Genomic DNA, 16,983 nt, shown 5'->3' with positions numbered 1-16,983 from the left:
TCAGCGCACCCGCACGCCGACGTCGTCGGCGGTGAGCGGGGCGACCATCTCCCGTTCATAGTTGCGGTGCCACCACGCACCGGTCTCCCGCCGTTCCTGGCGGGTGGTGAACCGGTAGCGGTAGACGAGCACCCGGACCGCGGCGGGGCGGTCGGTGCCGAAGGGCGCCGACCGCAGCAGCCGCAGGGTGGCCGGGTCGGCGTCCAGCAGCTTGCCGAGGAAGGGCAGCAGCCAGGCCCGGCCATAGGCCGGCGAGAGGGCCACGAACCACATCAGCCAGTCCAGCCGCAGATGGTAGGGCGCCCACTGGGGCGGACGGCGGTGGACGTCGCCGGGCTTGCCGCGGAACTCGTACTCCCGCCACACAGCGTCCGGCCCGGTGCCGTCGGTGGCCTCGACCACCAGCTCCCGGCGCACCTTGGTCACCGAGCCGAAGGCGCCGTAGCTGTTCACCAGCCGCAGCGGGTCGAAGCTGGTGTTCATCCGCTGCCCCGGGGACAGCATGTTCCGCACCGGCGCCACGCTGAGGACGGCGACCAGCAGCGCCAGCCCGATCCCCACGCCGACGAACCAGGTGGGGGAGGAGAGCTCGTCGGGGCGGTCGACAGGGAGCGCGGCGGCCAGCCAGCGCCCGTCGACCACCGACAGGGCCAGCACCAGGGTCAGCGCGTTCAGCCAGGCGAAGTTGCCGCTGATCAGCAGGTACCCCTGGGTGACCACGATGACCAGGGCCGCCGCGCCGGCGATCGGCTGTGGCGCCAGCAGACCGAACACGACGACCAGCTGGGTGACGTGGTTGGCCAGCGTCTCCACCCGGTGCAGCCCGGGGCTGAGCCGGTGGAACCACCAGCTCAGCGGGTTGGGCATCGGCTGGGTCTCGTGGTGCCAGTTCAGGCAGGTCAGCTCCCGCCAGCAACGGTCACCGCGCATCTTGATCAACCCGGCGCCGAGCTCCAGCCGGAAGAGCAGCCAGCGCAGCAGCCACATGCCCAGCACGGGTGGTGCGACGTGCGCCGGGCCGAGGAAGACGGCGAGGAACCCGGCCTCCAGCAGCAGCGACTCCCAGCCGAAGCCGTACCAGATCTGCCCGACGTTCACGATCGACAGGTAGAGCGCCCAGAGCACCGCCCACAGCGCCATCCAGCCGGCCAGCGGCAGCCGGTCGGCCAGCCCGCCGAGAGCGGCGGCGGAGAGCGCGATGCCGGTCCAGCAGCAGCCGGCGAAGAACCGGTCGGACCAGTGCAGGTGGAACAGGCTCGGCGCGCGCTTCCAGGAGGCCCGCTCCAGGTACCGGGGGGCCGGCGTCAGGCCGTGGGTGCCGAGCAGTGCCCGTCCCTGCCGCAGCGCGGCGACGAACGCGATCAGGTAGACCAGCGCGAGTCCCCGGGTGAACACCCAGCGGCCCATCCAGGCGCCCGGGTCGGCGAACCAGTCCACGGTGGCCTCCGCTCACTCCGCCGGGGCCTCGAGCCGGAACGCCTCCAGCTCGGTGCCGTACCAGCGGGTGGTGCGGCCCAGCGCCTGCATGCCCAGCTTCTGGCAGACCCGCAGCGAGGCCTCGTTGCCCGGCCGGACGACGGCGTAGACCTCCAGCAGCCCGTCGTCGAACGCCCGGTCGACGACCGCCCGGGCCGCCTCGGTGGCGTAGCCGAGCCGCCAGCTGTCCGGGTGCAGGTGCCAGCCGACCTCGACCTCACCGACGCCGTGGGGGAGGGGCTTGAGCAGCACCGTGCCCGCCGGTGGGCCGCCGCTGCGCGGCTCGATCGCCCAGCACCCGTGCGCCGGGTCCAGCTGGTGCACCAGCCGCCAGCGCTCGACGAGCTCAGCGGGCGACACCGTGGGTGCACCGCCCAGCCAGCGGGTCACCTCGTCCCGGCTGTACAGGTCGGCGAGGCGGGCGAGGTCGGCGTCGTCCGTCGTCCAGGCCCGCAGCCGCAGCCGGTCGGTGCACAGCAGTTCCACCCGGAGGTGCCTACCGCCGTCCGCCCGGTCGAAACCCCGCCGCCCTCCCAGCAGTGATCAGGTCCCCTGATCGAGAACTGTCCCCCCGCACCAACGCTGGTGAGGGAGGAAAGCCGGTGATCAGGTCACCTGATCACCGTCGGTGGAGCGGGAGGGGGCGGTGACCGGGGCGTCAGCCGCCGGCGGGGGTGAGCTGGCGGTCGCGCTGGGCGGCCCACCAGGCGCGGCCCTCGGCGGGAAGGCCGGCGATCGGGTCGTAGTAGGCGTAGCGGCGGTCGAGGGCGTCGGCGTCGGTGCGCTCGATGCCGGTGCGGTAGTTCTTCGTCCAGTAGGAGATGCCGCGCTCGCGGTCGTACTCGGCGACCTGGTGCACCCAGCGCTTGCCGACGTAGGGCACGTCGCACACGATCCGCGGCGTCGCGAAGCCCGGCAGGTAGCCCATGACGTCGTGCTGCAGGGTCTGCGCGGTGCCCAGCGAGACCCGCCAGTGCTCGGCGCTGGGGATCATGTCGCACATGTAGAAGTAGTAGGGCGTGATCGAGGCGCCGTCGAGCAGCGCGAAGCACAGGTCCAGCAGCTGCCCGGCGGTGGCGTTCACCCCGGCCAGCAATACGCCCTGGTTCCGCACGTCGCGCACGCCGGCCGCCAGCAGCGCCCGGGTGGCCTCGGCGACCAGCGGGGTCACCGACTGGGCGGCGTTGACGTGGGTGTGCACCGCCAGCGAGACGCCGCGTGCCCGCGCGATGGCCGCCAGCCGGCCCATCCCGTCGACCACCTCGGGCTGCAGCCAGTGCTGGGGGAGGCCCATCAGCGCCTTGGAGGCGAGCCGGACGTCGCGGATCGAGTCGATCTCGAGCAGCCCCTCGACGAACGCGGCCAGGTTCTTGAACGGCAGGTTGGCCACGTCGCCACCGGAGACGACGACGTCCCGGACGCCAGGGGTACGGCGCAGGTAGGCGAGCATCTCGGCCTGCCGGTCGACCGGCTTCAGGTCGAAGCGGAGCTTGTCCACCGCCGGGGTGGAGTTGCCGACCAGGTCCATCCGGGTGCAGTGCCCGCAGTACTGCGGGCAGGTGGACAGCAGCTCGGCCAGCACCTTGGTCGGGTAGCGGTGGGTGAGGCCCTCGACGGCCCACATCTCGTGCTCGTGCAGCGAGTCGCGGGCCGCGTGCGGGTGGCTCGCCTCGTCGCCGGGCAGCCGGTCGGAGGCGACCGGGAGCATGTAGCGACGCACCGGGTCGGCGAGCATCGCGGCGGTCGAGGGCAGCGCCGCGGGCACCATCGTGTTGAGCATCTGCGGCGGCAGCAGCAGCGACATCGTCGCCCGCCCGGCCTGGTCGGCCTCGACGTCGGCGTAGAACGACTCGTCCAGCAGGTCGCCGTACACACCGCGCAGCTGGCGCACGTTCTTCACGCAGTGCGCGCGCTGCCACTGTGCGCTGCGCCAGTCCTCGTCGGTGACCTCGGCGAAGCCGGGCAACCGCCGCCAGTCGGGCTCGATGAGCTCACGGGCGGTGTACTCGTAGGGCTGCTCCAGCACCGGAACTCCTGTCCGCGCGACGTCTTCGACTACGACACCGCGACCCTACGGGAAGAAGTGCGGCATCAGGGGCAGATCACGATAGGTTCTCCGGTGTCGAGCCGGAGACGACGAAGGGACGACGGTGGCGATGAACGCGCTGCACCGCAGCCTCGGAGTGCACCGGGTGCTCGAACCGGCCGGCGTGCTGCCCCAGGCGGCCGCCCGGCTGGACCCCGACCCGCGGATCGGCCCCGACGAGGTCCGCATCGCCGTGCACCGGCTCAACCTCGATGCCGCCTCCTACCGGCAGCTGGCCGAGGAACACGGCGGGGACGGCGACCGGGTGCGCGCCGCCGTCCTCGGGATCGTCGGGAGCCGGGGCAAGATGCACAACCCGGTCACCGGCTCGGGCGGGATGCTCATCGGCGTCGTCGACGAGGTGGGCGACGACTCCCCGCTGGGCCTGGAACCCGGCCAGCGGGTGGCCACCCTGGTCTCCCTCACGCTCACCCCGCTGCGGATCACCGACGGACTGGCGCAGTGGGACGGGCGCAGCGAGCAGGTGCCGGCCGCCGGGACGGCGGTCCTCTTCGCCCGCTCCATCGCCGCCGTCCTCCCCGACGACCTGCCCCAGGAGGTGGCGCTGGCGGTGCTCGACGTCTGTGGCGCCCCGGCGGCCACCGAACGGGTCGTGCACCGCTCGGGTCACCGGCCCTCGGTCGCCGTCCTGGGTGCGGCCGGCAAGTCCGGCTGCCTGAGCCTGGCCGCCGCCCGGGACGCCCGCGCCGGCCGGCTGGTCGGCGTGGTCCGCGACGAGCGGGAGGCCACGGCGCTGCGGGCGGCGCGGCTGGCCGACGAGGTGGTCGTGGCCGACGCCACCGATCCGTTCGCCGTCGCCGCAGCGGTCGGCCAGCCGGTCGACGTCACCGTCGTGTGCGTCGACACCCCCGGCGCCGAGCACGGGGCGGTCCTCGCGACGGCCGACGGCGGCACCGTGGTCTTCTTCTCCATGGCCACGTCCTTCTCGGCGGCGGCCCTGGGAGCTGAGGGGATGGCGGCGGACGTGACGATGCTCGTGGGCAACGGCTACACGCCGGGGCACGCAGCCCTGGCGATGGACCTCTACCGGCACTCGCCGGGTGTGCGGTCGCTGATCGAGCCGCGGGTCCGCGCCTCGTGAGCGGGCTGCTCATCCGGGACGTGACGGTCGGCGACCGGCCCGGCCGTGCCGTGCACGTCGTCGACGGGCGGATCGCCTGGCTGGGCGCCGCGGCCGACGCACCCACGGCAGCCCGGGTGCTGGACGGCGGGGGAGCGCTGCTGACCCCCGCGTTCGTCGACGCCCACGTCCACGCCACCGCCACCGGCCTGGCGCTGACCGGGCTGGACCTGCACGGCGCCGACAGCCTGCGGTCCGCGCTGACCGGCGTCACCGCCCAGACCACCGCCGCCCCCACCGGCACGGTGCTCGGCACCGGCTGGGACGAGACGGCCTGGCCCGAGGGCCGCGGGCTCACCCGGCACGACCTGGACGCGGTGGTGGGGGAGCGGCCGGCCTACCTGGCCCGGGTCGACGTGCACTCGGCCACCGTCTCCACCGCCCTGCTGGACCGGGTGCCCGGCATCACCGAGCTGCCCGGGTACAGCCCCGACGGCCGGCTCCGGCTCGACGCCCACCACGCCGCCCGGCAGGCCGCCTACGGGTCGGTGCCGCCGGACCAGCGCCGCAGCGCCCAGCGGGCCACCCTGGACGCCGCGGCCGCACTGGGCATCGGCAGCGTGCACGAGATGGCCGGCCCGGAGGTGTCCAGCGCCGAGGACCTCGCCGCGCTGCTCACGCTGGCCGCCGAGGCGCCCGGGCCGCGGGTGGTCGGGTACTGGGGCGAGTTGTCCGAGCGTGGCGGGCTGGACGTCGTCCGGGAGCTCCGGCTGGCCGGCGCCGGCGGTGACCTGTTCTGCGACGGCGCGTTCGGCTCGCACACCGCGGCACTGAGCAGCCCCTACGCCGATCGGCCGGAGACCACCGGCGCACTGCGCTTCGACACCGCGGCCCTCGTCGAGCACGTCCGCGCCTGCACCGTCACCGGGCTGCAGGCCGGGTTCCACTGCATCGGGGACGCCGCCGTCGACCAGGTGCTGGCCGCGGTCGGCGCGGTCGTCGCGGAGCTGGGCCGGGACGCCGTCCGGGCCTGCCGGCACCGCCTGGAGCACGTGGAGATGGTCGGCGACGCCGCGATCGACCAGCTGCGCCGGTGGGGGATGGTCGCCAGCGTCCAGCCCGCCTTCGACGCCGCCTGGGGAGGGCCGGCCGGCATGTACGCCGAGCGGCTGGGGGTCGAGCGGGCCGCCGGCTGCAACCCGCTGGCCGACCTCGTCGACGCCGGGGTGGCCGTGGCCATCGGCAGCGACGCCCCGGTCACCCCGTTGGACCCGTGGGGCGGGGTGCACGCGGCGGTCGACCACACCACCCCCGGCTCCGGCATGCGCCCGTTCGACGCCTTCGACGCGGCGACCCACGGCGGCTGGGTCGCCACCCGCGGGGAGCACCCGGAGGGGCCGCTGGCGGTCGGTGCGCCGGCGGACCTGGCGCTGTGGGCGACCGAGCTGACGCTCTCCGCCGTCCTCGCCGCCCGTGCCCGCCCCACCTGCCGCCAGCTGATCGTCGCCGGGGAGCCGTGTTGACCCGCCAGGGCACACCGCAGCCGGCGCGGAGCCGCGTCGTCGTCCCCGGCAGGAGGCCTCTGCCTCCTGCACCGGAGCCGACCCGACACAGGGGAGTGCGATGAGCCGACTGCAACTGGACCAGGCGTTGGTGGCGCGGGCGCGGGAGCTCGCCGCCCGGGCGGCAGCGCCGGTGGTGGACCTGGCCGCGACCTACACGACCGTCTCGGTGGAACGGGCCACGCTGCGGCTCGCCGGGTTGACCGGCACCGACCCGGTGGACGGCGACGGCGAGGTGCCGTGGGTGAACCGCGTGGTGGACGCGGTCCGCGACCAGGTCGGGCTGGAGCACGGCGTCGCCCTGCCGGCCTGGCACGCGCTGGGCTCCGGCGGCACGCTGCAGGACCTCGCCGAGCAGGTCGGCGCCGGCACCGCCCGGTTCACCGTGCCCGAGGGCGCCGCCGCCGACCGGGCCCGGGAGGCCAGCCGCGCGGCCGTCGGTGCCGGGATCGCCCGGATCGACGCCAACCGGGCCCGCCGGGAGGAGCTGGTGGCCACCCACGGCGACCCGCCGCGCCGTCCGTGGATCTACCTGATCGTGGCCACCGGTGACATCTACGAGGACATCCCGCAGGCGCAGGCCGCCGCCCGCGCCGGGGCCGACGTCATCGCCGTCATCCGCTCCACCGGGCAGTCGCTGCTGGACTACGTGCCCGAAGGCGCCACCCGCACCGGCTACGCCGGCACGTACGCCACCCAGGAGAACTTCCGGCTGATGCGGGCCGCGCTGGACGACGTCAGCGCCGAACTGGGCCGCTACGTCCGGCTGACCAACTACGCCTCCGGGCTGTGCATGCCGGAGATCGCCGTCCTGGCCGGGCTGGAGCGGCTGGACATGATGCTCAACGACGCGATGTACGGGATCCTCTTCCGCGACATCAACCCGCACCGGACCTTCGTCGACCAGCGGTTCAGCCGGATGGTGCACGCCCGCGCCGGGATCATCATCAACACCGGCGAGGACAACTACCTCACCACCGCCGACGCCGTCGACGAGGCGCACACCGTCACCGTCAGCCAGCTGCTGAACGAGCGGCTCGCACACGAGGCCGGGCTCGAGGACTGGCAGCTGGGCCTCGGGCACGCCTTCGAGATCGACCCGGCCGTCCCCGAGTCCTTCCGGCTGGAGCTGGCGCACGCACTGCTGGCCCGCGGGCTGTTCCCGGACGCGCCGCTCAAGTGGATGCCGCCGACCAAGCACATGACCGGCGACGTCTTCCGCGGCTACCTGCTGGACGGGTTCTTCAACCTGGCCGGGGCGCTGACCGGCCAGGGCATCCTGCTGGTCGGGATGATGACCGAGGCCGTGGTCACCCCCTGGCTGTCCGACCGCGACCTGGCGCTGCGCAACGTCCGCTACGTGCTCGAGGCCGCCGGGAACCTGCACGAGGACTTCGCCCCGCAGCCCGGCGGGTTCATCGACCGCCGGGCGCACACCGTGCTGACCGAGGCGGTCGAGCTGCTGGAGCGGATCGCCGCCCATCCACAGGGCCTGATCCAGGCGATCGCCGACGGCACCTTCGGCATCACCAAACGGTCCCCGGACGGCGGCAAGGGCCTGGACGGCGTCGTCCGCAAGGCCCCCGACCACCACGACCCGGCCACCGAACTGCTCACCCGCGAGGTGTCCCGTGCCTGAGCAGGGCCAAGATCGCGACTTCGGCCCCTCAACGGGTGGGAGCGTCGTCCGGCCGTACGGGGACACCACCGGCGACGGGATGGTGCAGACGTCGTTCACGCTGCCCGTCCCGCCCGGGCCCAAGGCCGACGGCGCGGCGCTGCAGCTGGCGCAGAAGATGGGCATCGAGCCGGCGATGGTGGTGCACTCGCACGGCATCGGATCCGGGGGTGGGGCGGCGGGCGACAGCGCCGCCTTCACGTTCTTCGTGGTCTACGGCAGTGTGCGGCACCTGGTCGACCTGGACGCCGTCCACGTCGAGGAGCGCCCCTACCCGCTGCTGTCACCGGGCGAGGTCAACGCCGCGGTGAAGACCCGGCTGCGGCGCAGCCTCGTCGTCCTCGGGGCCTGCATCGGCACCGACGCGCACACCGTGGGCATCGACGCGATCCTCAACCTGAAGGGCTTCGCCGGGGAGAAGGGCCTGGAGTACTACCGGGAGCTGCAGGTGGCCAACCTCGGCGCCCAGGTCAGCGTGCCGGAGCTGGTGCACGCCGCCCGGGCCCGGAAGGCCGACGCCGTCCTGGTCTCCCAGGTGGTCACCCAGCGGGACGCGCACCTGCGCAACACCCGCGAGCTGGCCGGGGCGTTCCGCGAGGCGATGGGGGAGTCCCGGCCGCTGCTGGTCGTCGGCGGCCCCCGCTTCGACCCGGCGATGGCCGCCGACCTGGGCGTCGACAAGGTCTTCGGCCGGGGGACGACGCCCGGCGAGGTCGCCAGCTACCTGGTGCACGCGCTCGTCCCCGAGGAGGCATCCGCATGACCGACCCGCGTGTGACCGACCCCCGCCTGGGGCTGGTCGTCACCCACCGCCGCTACGTGCCGTACGCGCACGCCCACTACGGGGGCTCGCTCGTCGACGGGGCCTACACGCTCGGCCTGTTCGGCGACGTCGCGACCGAGGTGGCGATCCGCACCGACGGCGACGAGGGGCTGCTCGCCGGCTACTCGGAGGTCTCCTTCCTCGCCGCGGTGCAGGCCGGCGACGTGCTGGAGGCGTCCTGCGAGGTGGTGCGGGTCGGCCGCCGCAGCCGGGAGCTGCGCTGCTGGGCCGACGTGGTCACCCGCGCCGACCCCTCCCGCAGCGCCTCGGCCGCCCAGGTGCTCGACCCGCCGCTGCGGGTGGTGGAGGCGGTGGCGACGCTCGTCGTCCCCGGCGGCCCCGCCTGACCCCGCCGGGACATCTGCACGCCACCCGGTGTCCCACTGCGGTGACGCTCCGAACCACTGGCGCTGAGGGGGTTCCCCGACGTCGGGTCGGTGCCTAGGGTCGGGGTCGCCCCATCCCGGGAGACCGGGGTGTGCTTCCCCCTCGGCACAGTCGCGCGCTCGTCCCTCGGTGACGCAGTCCGGTGACGCACCTCGCGTCGCCGGCTGCGTGTCCCCACCAGGCCGAGGGGGAGCCGCGGACCCGAGGGTGCACGTCCCACTCCCGACGTCCGCTCCGGCGGGGCCCCGCGTCACCAGACAACGGAGCAGCGGCCGCAGCCAGCGGCCGGTGTCCCGGCCCGAAGGCGCGGGGTGCCCCGGGGACGGACGCCGGGCGGAGAGAGCTGCGGCGGTCGCCCCGCCGGGAGTGGGATGCTGGACGTGGTCGTGGCGTCCGTGCCACGACCGGGTCCGCGCGGCACGCCGGGTCCGAGGCGTCCCGGGTTCGACCCGGGCCAGCGCGAAGGCGGCGGTGCCGGCAGTGGTGGCGACCGGCACGGTGGAGTCAGCCACCTCGAACACCCCGGCGGAGCCCCCGGCCCCCCGTCGCCGATGGCCCTGGCGCACCGGCGTGGCAGCAGCCGGTGGCCTGGCGATGTACCTCGCCTTCCCCGGGCACGACCTGTCCGGGCTGGCCGTGCTCGGGCCGGCCGCCCTCACCCTCGCCGTCCGCGGCGAACGGGCGCGCAGCGGGGCGTGGCTGGGTCTGGTGCTGGGCCTGGTCTTCCTGGTGCCCCTGCTGTCCTGGACCGGCATCTACGTCGGCGCCTTCCCCTGGCTGGTGCTGGCGGTGTTCGAGGCGCTGTACTTCGCGCTCCTCGGCGGCGCCCTGGCCGCCACTTCCCGGTTGCCGGCCTGGCCGCTGTGGGCGGCTGCGCTGTGGGTGGGCGCCGAGGCGCTACGCGGCCGGCAGCCGCTGGGCGGGTTCCCGTGGGGACGGCTCGGGTTCAGTCAGGCCGACGGGCCGTTCACGGCGCTGGCGGCCTACGGCGGTGTCCCACTGGTGAGCTTCGCGGTCGCGCTGACCGGCACGCTGCTGGCCGCCGGCCTGGTCGGCCTGCACCGGGCCACGCGCCGGCCCGGCGAGCGGCGAGCCGGACGGCGTGGAGCGGCCCTGGCGCTCGTCGGTGCGCTCGCCGTCCCCCTGGTCGCGGTGCTGGCCGAGCTGCCGCTGGCGGGGTCGTCGCTGACCGCGGGCGGGCCCGACCGCACGGTGGCGGTCATCCAGGGCAACGTGCCGCGGGCCGGGCTGGACTTCAACGCCCAGCGGCGGGCGGTGCTGGACAACCACGCGGACCAGACGCTCGAGCTGGCCGCAGCCGTCGCGCGCGGTGAGGCCGCGCAGCCCGACCTGGTCATCTGGCCGGAGAACAGCTCCGACATCGACCCGTACACCAACGCCGACGCCGCCCGGGTCATCACCCGCGCCGCGGTCGCCATCGACGCGCCCATCCTGGTGGGCGCGGTGGTGCAGCTGCCGGGGGAGTACGTGGCGAACACGGCCATCGTCTGGGACCCGGTGACCGGGCCGGGGGACACCTACGTCAAGCGGCACCCCGTGCCGCTGGCGGAGTACGTGCCGGCCCGGCCGTTCTTCCGGTTCTTCAGCCCGCTCGTGGACCGGGTCACCGACTTCGTGCACGGCACCGAGGTCGGCATCCTGGACGTCGGCGGGGCGCGGGTCGGCGACGTCATCTGCTTCGAGGTCGCCTACGACGGGCTGGTCTCCGACGTCGTCGACGCCGGCGCCGGGATGCTGGTCGTGCAGACCAACAACGCGACCTTCGGCTACACCGACGAGAGCGCGCAGCAGCTGGCGATGAGCCGGCTGCGGGCCGTCGAGTACGGCCGCACGGTCGTGGTCGCGGCGACCAGCGGGATCAGCGCCGTCGTCGCCCCGGACGGCTCCCTCGTGCAGCGCTCCGAGCTGTTCACCGCCGACACCTTCGTCGAGGAGATCGCCCAGCGGGACTCCTCGACCGTCGCCGAACGGCTGGGCGCGGCCCCGGAGTGGGTGCTGACGGCGCTGGGCGTGGGCGCCGTCCTGGCGGTGGCGTTCCCGGCCCTGGCCCGGCGCCGGGCCGAGCGCGGCCGGTGACCGGCCCGGCGGCCCCCGGGCCGGTGCTCGTGGTGGTCCCGACCTACGAGGAGGTCGGGAACCTGGCGGCGGTCCTGGACCGGCTGCACGCGGCGGTGCCGACCGCGCACGCCCTCGTCGTCGACGACGCCTCGCCCGACGGCACCGGCGAGCTGGCCGACGCCCGGGCCGCGGCCGACGAGCGGGTGCACGTGCTGCACCGCACCGCCAAGGCGGGACTGGGCCCGGCCTACGTCGCCGGCTTCCGCTGGGCCGAGCAGCACGGCTACGGCGTGGTGGTCGAGATGGACGCCGACGGCTCGCACCCGCCCGAGCGGCTCCCGGCGCTGCTGGCCGCCCTCGCCGACGCCGACCTGGTGCTGGGATCCCGGTACGTGCCCGGGGGAGAGGTGCTCGACTGGCCGCCGCACCGGCTGGCGCTGTCCCGGCTGGGCAACCTCTACACCCGGTGGGCGCTGCGGCTGCCGCTGGCCGACGCGACCGGCGGGTTCCGGGCGGCCCGGATGGAGCTGGTCCGCCGGTTGCCCTTCGACACGGTCGCCAGTCAGGGCTACTGCTTCCAGGTCGACTGGGCCTGGCGGGCGGTCCGGGCCGGTGCCCGGGTGGTCGAGGTGCCGATCGCCTTCAGCGAACGCACGGTCGGGCGGAGCAAGATGAGCGGTTCGATCGTTGGAGAAGCACTGGTACGGGTGACCTGGTGGGGCATCCTGGACCGGCTGGCCGATCGGCTGCCGGGCCGGGTGACCCGGCCCGTGCCAGCACGAGCCCGGGACGGGCGGCGGCCCAGGGTCCTCCGGTAGGGAGGACCCACCGCCCCGCGGGCGGAGGGAGAACGCATGGCCACCAGCCACACCGCCCCACGACGCAGGTCGTCGGGGCTGCGGACGGCGATCGGGCTGGGCGCCCTGGCCGAGGTCGTCGTCTACGTCCTGGTCGCCTCCTGGATCGGGCTGGGCTGGACGATCCTCGCCACCCTGGCCACCAGCGCACTGGGCTGGGCGCTGCTGGCCCGGCAGGGCACCAAGGCCCTCGGGGAGCTGCGGCTGCGCGCCGAGGAGCACCGGGCCCCCGGTCGGGCCCTCGGCGACGCCGGCCTGGTCGCCCTGGGCGGGCTGCTGATGGTGCTGCCCGGCTTCCTGGGTGACCTGCTGGGCCTGCTGTGCCTGCTGCCGGCCACCCGTGCCCTGCCCCGCGCGCTGATCACCCGCGGCCTGCTGCGGCGACTGCCGGACCGGCTGCGCGGCCCGGTGTACGTGCGCTCGACCCGCACCGAGCCGGTCGCCGGCCCCGACCAGCCGTTCCGCGCGGGGCCGGCCAGCCGCGTGATCGAGGGCGAGGTCGCCCCGGAGCGCACGGACCCCTGACCGTCCGCCCCCGGACACAGCACGGCCCCGGTGGGGACTCCCACCGGGGCCGTGCCGTGCTCAGCTCAGCGCGAGCTCAGTCGAAGACGCTCAGGACGCCCGGGTCCGGCGACCACGGAGCACCTCGAGCCGCTCGGCGAGGACCTCCTCCAGGTCGTCGACCGAACGACGCTCCAGGAGCATGTCCCAGTGCGTACGCGGCGGCTTGACCTTCTTGGGAGCCGGCTCCGCGCCGCCGACCAGCTTGGCGGCCGAACCGTCGTACTTGCACTCCCAGGTGTCGGGGAGCTCGGCGTCATCGGCGAAGGGCACCGTGACGAGGTGCCCCTGGGCACACCGGTACTCGGCGTACTGCCGCTCGATGGGCGCGGTGTTGCGCTCGGTCTCATAGCTCACGCTGCCCAGTCGGCTTCCGCGTAGCGAACGCTCGCCCATGGCACACCGTCCTCTCGTGCTGATGTCGGTCAGATCTGGACTGCCCGGGCAGCCGCATGCTCACGCATCCGGTGCGGGGTGTCGCAGGGGTCAACGACAGATGAAGGAAAGAGATTCCGTGTCGTCAGTCGTACATCATCGCACGGGGTGATGTATCAGCGCTCAACCACCCCGACGGGTGAGCAACCGACCGGCTCAGCGCAGGGCCAGCTGCCCCGCCACGGTCGGCGTCGGACCCAGCTGGCCGCGGTAGTAGTGCCGCCGGCACAACACCTGGTAGCGGACGGCGGCGTCCCCGCCGGACGCGACCTCGGGGACGTCCGCCGGCGGCTGCGACGCCGGAGCGGTGTCGGCGACCACCACGGTGGCCCCCTCGCGCACCACGGCGCCACCGACCACCCGGGCGTTGAGCAGGCCGGGCAGGCCGCACCAGCAGAGCACCTCGACCTGCACCCGCTGCACGTCGTCGGCCAGCTCGAACAGCCGCTGGGTGCCCGGGAACAGCCGGGTGCGGAAGTCGGTGGTCAGCCCGAACGCGTAGACGTCGACGTGGGACTCGTCGACCAGCTCGGCCAGCTGCTCGGCCTGCGCGCCGGTGAGGAACTGCGCCTCATCGACGATCAGGTAGTCGACCCGCTGCCCGGCGGCCCAGCGGTCGCGCACCAGCAGCCGGACGTCGGTGTCGGCGTGCAGCTCGATCGCCGCCCGCTGCAGCCCGACCCGGGAGCTGATCTGCGGGGTTCCGGAGCGGTCGCCCTGGGTCAGCAGCAGCCCGTGCCGGCCCTGCCGACTCTGGTTGTGGTCGACCTGGAGGGCGAGGGTGGACTTCCCGCAGTCCATCGGCCCGTGGAAGAAGACCAGATGGGCGGGCGCCGGGTGCCGACGACGGTCGCCGGCGGCCGGGACGACGTCCAGCGAGGCGTCGAGGGCGGCGAGCTGACCGGCGGGGGGAGTGGGGGTCACAGACGCTCCGGAGGGGTGTTGCCGGCTTCGACGATCGCGCGGCGCATGTCCAGCCGGGCCAGCAGCCAGCCGCCGGCGACGAAGAAGAAGACGAGGCTGAAGATCGCGTACCGGTAGGACTCGGTGAGCTGGTAGGTCAGGGCGAACAGGAACGGGCCGAGCCAACTGGTCCCACGGTCGCTGATCTCGTAGAAGCCGAAGTACTCGGCCTCCTTGCCCGGCGGGATGAGCTGGCTGAACAGCGAGCGGGACAACGCCTGGGTGCCACCGAGCACGAAGCCGATGCAGACGGCGAGCAGGTAGAACTGGACGACGGCGCCCGACTGCACGAAGTACGCCGCCACCAGGACGCCGACCCACAGCACCAGGCTGCCCAGCACCGTGCGCTTGGCACCGACCACCATGGCGATCCGGCCCATCCCGATCGCCCCGAAGAAGGCCACCACCTGCACCAGCAGGATCGCCGAGATCAGCGTCGACTGGTCGAGGTCGAGCTCCTCGGCGCCGTACTGCGCCGACACCCCGATGATCGTCTGCACGCCGTCGTTGAACAGCAGGTAGGCGCCGAGGAACCACAGGGTGAGCCGGTACCGCCGCAGGTCGCGCAGCGTCGCGGCGAGCTGCCGGAAGCCACCGGAGAGCGCCCCCTGCCCGGGTGGCACCGCCACGGCGGACTCGCGCGGCTGCCGGTTGCGCAGCAGCGAGACGCTGACCACGGTGAACCCGGCCCACCAGATCCCGGCCGAGGCCAGGCAGATCCGCACCGCCTCGCCCTCGGTCATGCCCAGCGCCTCGTACTGGGAGAACAGCGCCAGGTTGCCGGCCAGCAGCAGCGCCCCGCCCAGGTAGCCGCAGGCCCAGCCGCGACTGGAGACGACGTCCCGCTCGTCCGGCCCGGCGAGGTCCGGCAGCCAGGAGTAGTAGACGACGGTCGCCGCGCCGAAGGAGAGGTTGGCCGCGATGAACAGCGCAGCGCCCAGGAGGTAGCGCTCACCGGCGACGAAGAACAGCGACATGGTGCACAGCGAGCCGACGGCGGCGAACGTGGCCAGCAGCTGGCGCTTGGCGCCGCTGCGGTCGGCGATGGCCCCGGTGATCGGCAGCACGAGCACCTGCAGCACGACCGACAGCGACAGCACGTACCCGAACCAGCTGCCCGGCGGGACGCTGATGCCCAGCGGGTGGATCCGGCCCTCGGCGTCGGCGGCCGCCTCGGCGATCGAGGTGAGGTAGGGCGCGAGGAAGACGGTCGTCACCGAGGTGTTGAAGACCGACATCGCCCAGTCGTAGGAGTACCAACCGGCGCGCTCGCGGCGCAGCGCCTGGTCCGGCGGCGGTGCGGGGTCGACCTGCGGGGCGGCGCTCACCGGCGCAGGGTGCCAGGCGCGGGGACGGCGGTCCAGCACCGGCCCGACTGCCGGTGCGTGCCGTGCCCGACCGGTCGGTGCGCAGCCGCCTGGCGGACGACGCTCACGCGCCGGTCCACTGCCCCCGGGACACCAGCAGGTCGCGGAGCATGGCCGGCCGGTCGGTCATCACGCCGTCGACGCCCAGGTCGAGCATCTCGGTGGCCTCCGCCTCGCTGTCGACCGTCCAGACGTGCACCTGCAGGCTCCGGGCGTGTGCCGCGGCGATGAACCGCTCGTCCACCAGCGGGCGGCCCCCCAGGGCCAGCGGCACCTGCGCGCACCCGGCCTGGATCCGGACCAGCCCCGCGGCGCGCGGGGAGTAGGAGGACAGCCGGAGCGCGGCGACGCCCTTGGGCCCCAGGGAGGTGCAGACGTCCGGGCCGAAGAGGCGTCGCGCCGCGGCGATGCGGGCGTCGGAGAAGGAACCGAGGCAGATCCGGTCCTCGACCTTCAGCCGCCGGACGCTGTGCACCAGCGGCGCCAGCACGCCGGCGGCCTTGATGTCGAGGTTGAACCGGACGTCGGGCCAGGCACCCATCAGGTCCTCCAGCCGCATGATCGGCTCACGGCCACCGATCAGCGCCGTGCGCATCTCCCGCCAGGGCAGGCTGTCGACCCGGCCGGTGCGGTCGGTGACCCGGTCCAGCGTGGGGTCGTGGAAGACCACGAGCTCGCCGTCGTAGGTGACCCGGACGTCGGTCTCGATGTACCGGTAGCCCAGCTCCACGCACGCCTCGAAGGCCGGCTGGGTGTTCTCCAGGTGCTCGATCGCCCCACCGCGGTGGGCCATCGCCACCGGGGTCGGGCCGTCGAGGAAGGCGTAACGCGAGCCCGGCACGCCCCCACGCTAGTGCGGTGGTCCGCAGCGTCTCGGAGGTGGTCCAGGTGGCGACGCGCCCACCCGCCGGGAGCGGCCTCGGGCGTGTCCGCGGCGGACGGGCGGGCCGGGCGTCTACCGTCCCAGCCGTGACGGTAGAGCAGGGCGTCGAGGCCCGTCTGGTCCCTCGGACGCGGCGTCCCGAGGGCGAAGAGCGACGGTGCGGCTGGTGCCGCAACGTCCTGCCGGCGCAGGAGTCGGTCGGCCGGCCCCGGCTCTACTGCGGCCAGGCGTGCCGGCAGCGGGCGTACGAGCAGCGGTCGGCGACGGCGAAGGCCGGACTGTCCGCGGACGTCGTCCTGGTGACCCGGGCAGAGCTGGACGGCCTCCAGGACCGGCTGTACCAACTGCGCTGCGCCATCGAGGACGTCCAGACGCTGCTCACCGAGAAGCCCACCAAGGCCGAGCTCGAGCGGTCCCTGGCCGAGCTGGTGCGGTCGACCGGTCGGCTGGACCGGCTCTGGCTGAACGGCAAGGCCGCCGGCTGAGCCACCGGCGGTCGACCGAGGAGTTGGCTGCCGATGCGTCACTGTGACGTTTGTCACCTGGGCACACTCGGTCCAGGGGGAGTGGCACCCAGGTCCTCGATCGGCGCCGCGACGGGTGCGCGTCGAACCGCCGGGACAACCTCCTTGGGTCAGCGCCGGAGAGGGCGAGGGCGACCGAGCCGGCACTCGGGTGCCGCGGCCCACCGCGCGACCATGCGGAGCGCATGATCATGGTCGACCGAGACCCTGCAGCGCGG

General features: G+C 74.3%; 16 protein-coding genes. 9 read left to right on the top strand and 7 right to left on the bottom strand.

The annotated features are described in order from the left end of the window. The 3 genes from IN07_RS00930 to IN07_RS00920 form a co-directional block, all read right to left on the bottom strand. Positions 1–1,437 (bottom strand): lipase maturation factor family protein, encoded by a 1,437-nt coding sequence (locus IN07_RS00930; RefSeq protein WP_036332649.1) that lies wholly within the window; start codon positions 1,435–1,437, stop codon positions 1–3. 12 nt (positions 1,438–1,449) lie between these two features. Then, positions 1,450–1,962 carry a GNAT family N-acetyltransferase gene (locus IN07_RS00925; RefSeq protein ID WP_036332647.1) on the bottom strand — a complete coding sequence of 171 codons (513 nt, stop codon included), beginning with the start codon at positions 1,960–1,962 and terminating at the stop codon, positions 1,450–1,452. Between the two features lie 172 nt (positions 1,963–2,134). Further along, on the bottom strand, positions 2,135–3,502 hold the full coding sequence (locus IN07_RS00920; protein WP_036332645.1) for a KamA family radical SAM protein: 1,368 nt from the start codon (positions 3,500–3,502) through the stop codon (positions 2,135–2,137). Between the two features lie 130 nt (positions 3,503–3,632). On the opposite strand from IN07_RS00920, the gene kdd reads away from it, so the two are divergent. The 8 genes from kdd to IN07_RS00880 all read left to right on the top strand — a co-directional run bounded on the left by kdd (position 3,633) and on the right by IN07_RS00880 (position 12,554). After that, the gene (kdd, locus tag IN07_RS00915; protein ID WP_036332640.1) at positions 3,633–4,664 is read left to right on the top strand and encodes an L-erythro-3,5-diaminohexanoate dehydrogenase; all 1,032 of its coding nucleotides are present in this window, start codon (positions 3,633–3,635) and stop codon (positions 4,662–4,664) included. Beyond that, positions 4,661–6,166, top strand: a complete 1,506-nt coding sequence (locus tag IN07_RS00910; protein ID WP_036332638.1) for an amidohydrolase — start codon at positions 4,661–4,663, stop codon at positions 6,164–6,166. The genes kdd and IN07_RS00910 overlap by 4 nt, the downstream gene beginning before the upstream one ends. A gap of 100 nt (positions 6,167–6,266) precedes the next feature. Further along, a complete protein-coding gene (kamD, locus tag IN07_RS00905; RefSeq protein ID WP_036332635.1) occupies positions 6,267–7,844 on the top strand; it encodes a lysine 5,6-aminomutase subunit alpha in 1,578 nt (525 codons plus the stop codon). Further along, positions 7,837–8,646 carry a lysine 5,6-aminomutase subunit beta gene (gene kamE / locus IN07_RS00900; protein WP_081975086.1) on the top strand — a complete coding sequence of 270 codons (810 nt, stop codon included), beginning with the start codon at positions 7,837–7,839 and terminating at the stop codon, positions 8,644–8,646. The genes kamD and kamE overlap by 8 nt, the downstream gene beginning before the upstream one ends. Continuing rightward, positions 8,643–9,053, top strand: coding sequence for a 3-aminobutyryl-CoA ammonia lyase (kal, locus tag IN07_RS00895; protein ID WP_231557924.1), 411 nt, complete (start codon positions 8,643–8,645; stop codon positions 9,051–9,053). The genes kamE and kal overlap by 4 nt, the downstream gene beginning before the upstream one ends. Before the next feature lie 511 nt (positions 9,054–9,564). Beyond that, positions 9,565–11,190: an apolipoprotein N-acyltransferase gene (gene lnt / locus IN07_RS00890; RefSeq protein ID WP_036332633.1), complete on the top strand. Its 1,626-nt coding sequence runs from the start codon at positions 9,565–9,567 to the stop codon at positions 11,188–11,190. Next, on the top strand, positions 11,187–11,990 hold the full coding sequence (locus tag IN07_RS00885; RefSeq protein WP_036332632.1) for a polyprenol monophosphomannose synthase: 804 nt from the start codon (positions 11,187–11,189) through the stop codon (positions 11,988–11,990). The genes lnt and IN07_RS00885 overlap by 4 nt, the downstream gene beginning before the upstream one ends. Before the next feature lie 36 nt (positions 11,991–12,026). Beyond that, positions 12,027–12,554, top strand: a complete 528-nt coding sequence (locus tag IN07_RS00880; protein WP_036332630.1) for an FxsA family protein — start codon at positions 12,027–12,029, stop codon at positions 12,552–12,554. 90 nt (positions 12,555–12,644) lie between these two features. On the opposite strand, the gene IN07_RS00875 is transcribed toward IN07_RS00880, so the two are convergent. The 4 genes from IN07_RS00875 to IN07_RS00860 form a co-directional block, all read right to left on the bottom strand. Then, positions 12,645–12,989 carry an RNA polymerase-binding protein RbpA gene (locus tag IN07_RS00875; protein WP_036332628.1) on the bottom strand — a complete coding sequence of 115 codons (345 nt, stop codon included), beginning with the start codon at positions 12,987–12,989 and terminating at the stop codon, positions 12,645–12,647. A 195-nt stretch (positions 12,990–13,184) separates the two neighbouring features. Then, positions 13,185–13,952 carry a thymidine kinase gene (locus tag IN07_RS00870; protein ID WP_036332626.1) on the bottom strand — a complete coding sequence of 256 codons (768 nt, stop codon included), beginning with the start codon at positions 13,950–13,952 and terminating at the stop codon, positions 13,185–13,187. Then, positions 13,949–15,319 (bottom strand): MFS transporter, encoded by a 1,371-nt coding sequence (locus IN07_RS00865; protein WP_036332624.1) that lies wholly within the window; start codon positions 15,317–15,319, stop codon positions 13,949–13,951. Before IN07_RS00865 ends, IN07_RS00870 begins: the two co-directional genes overlap by 4 nt. A 103-nt stretch (positions 15,320–15,422) precedes the next feature. Beyond that, on the bottom strand, positions 15,423–16,199 hold the full coding sequence (locus tag IN07_RS00860; protein ID WP_036332622.1) for a glycerophosphodiester phosphodiesterase: 777 nt from the start codon (positions 16,197–16,199) through the stop codon (positions 15,423–15,425). 128 nt (positions 16,200–16,327) lie between these two features. Between IN07_RS00860 and IN07_RS00855 the strand changes: the two genes are divergently transcribed. Then, positions 16,328–16,726 carry a hypothetical protein gene (locus IN07_RS00855; RefSeq protein ID WP_231557923.1) on the top strand — a complete coding sequence of 133 codons (399 nt, stop codon included), beginning with the start codon at positions 16,328–16,330 and terminating at the stop codon, positions 16,724–16,726. Positions 16,727–16,983: the final 257 nt, after the last annotated feature.

Source organism: Modestobacter caceresii, assembly GCF_000761485.1.
In the GTDB taxonomy this organism is placed as follows: domain Bacteria; phylum Actinomycetota; class Actinomycetes; order Mycobacteriales; family Geodermatophilaceae; genus Modestobacter; species Modestobacter caceresii.
Note: the sequence above shows the minus strand (reverse complement) of the source record. Positions and strands in the feature narration are given on the sequence as shown.

Coding starts and splice junctions, on each gene's coding strand:
- IN07_RS00875 (WP_036332628.1), bottom strand. CDS start 12,989: ATGGGCGAGCGTTCGCTACGCGGAAGCCGACTGGGCAGCGTGAGCTAT.
- kamD (WP_036332635.1), top strand. CDS start 6,267: ATGAGCCGACTGCAACTGGACCAGGCGTTGGTGGCGCGGGCGCGGGAG.
- kal (WP_231557924.1), top strand. CDS start 8,643: ATGACCGACCCGCGTGTGACCGACCCCCGCCTGGGGCTGGTCGTCACC.
- IN07_RS00880 (WP_036332630.1), top strand. CDS start 12,027: ATGGCCACCAGCCACACCGCCCCACGACGCAGGTCGTCGGGGCTGCGG.
- kdd (WP_036332640.1), top strand. CDS start 3,633: ATGAACGCGCTGCACCGCAGCCTCGGAGTGCACCGGGTGCTCGAACCG.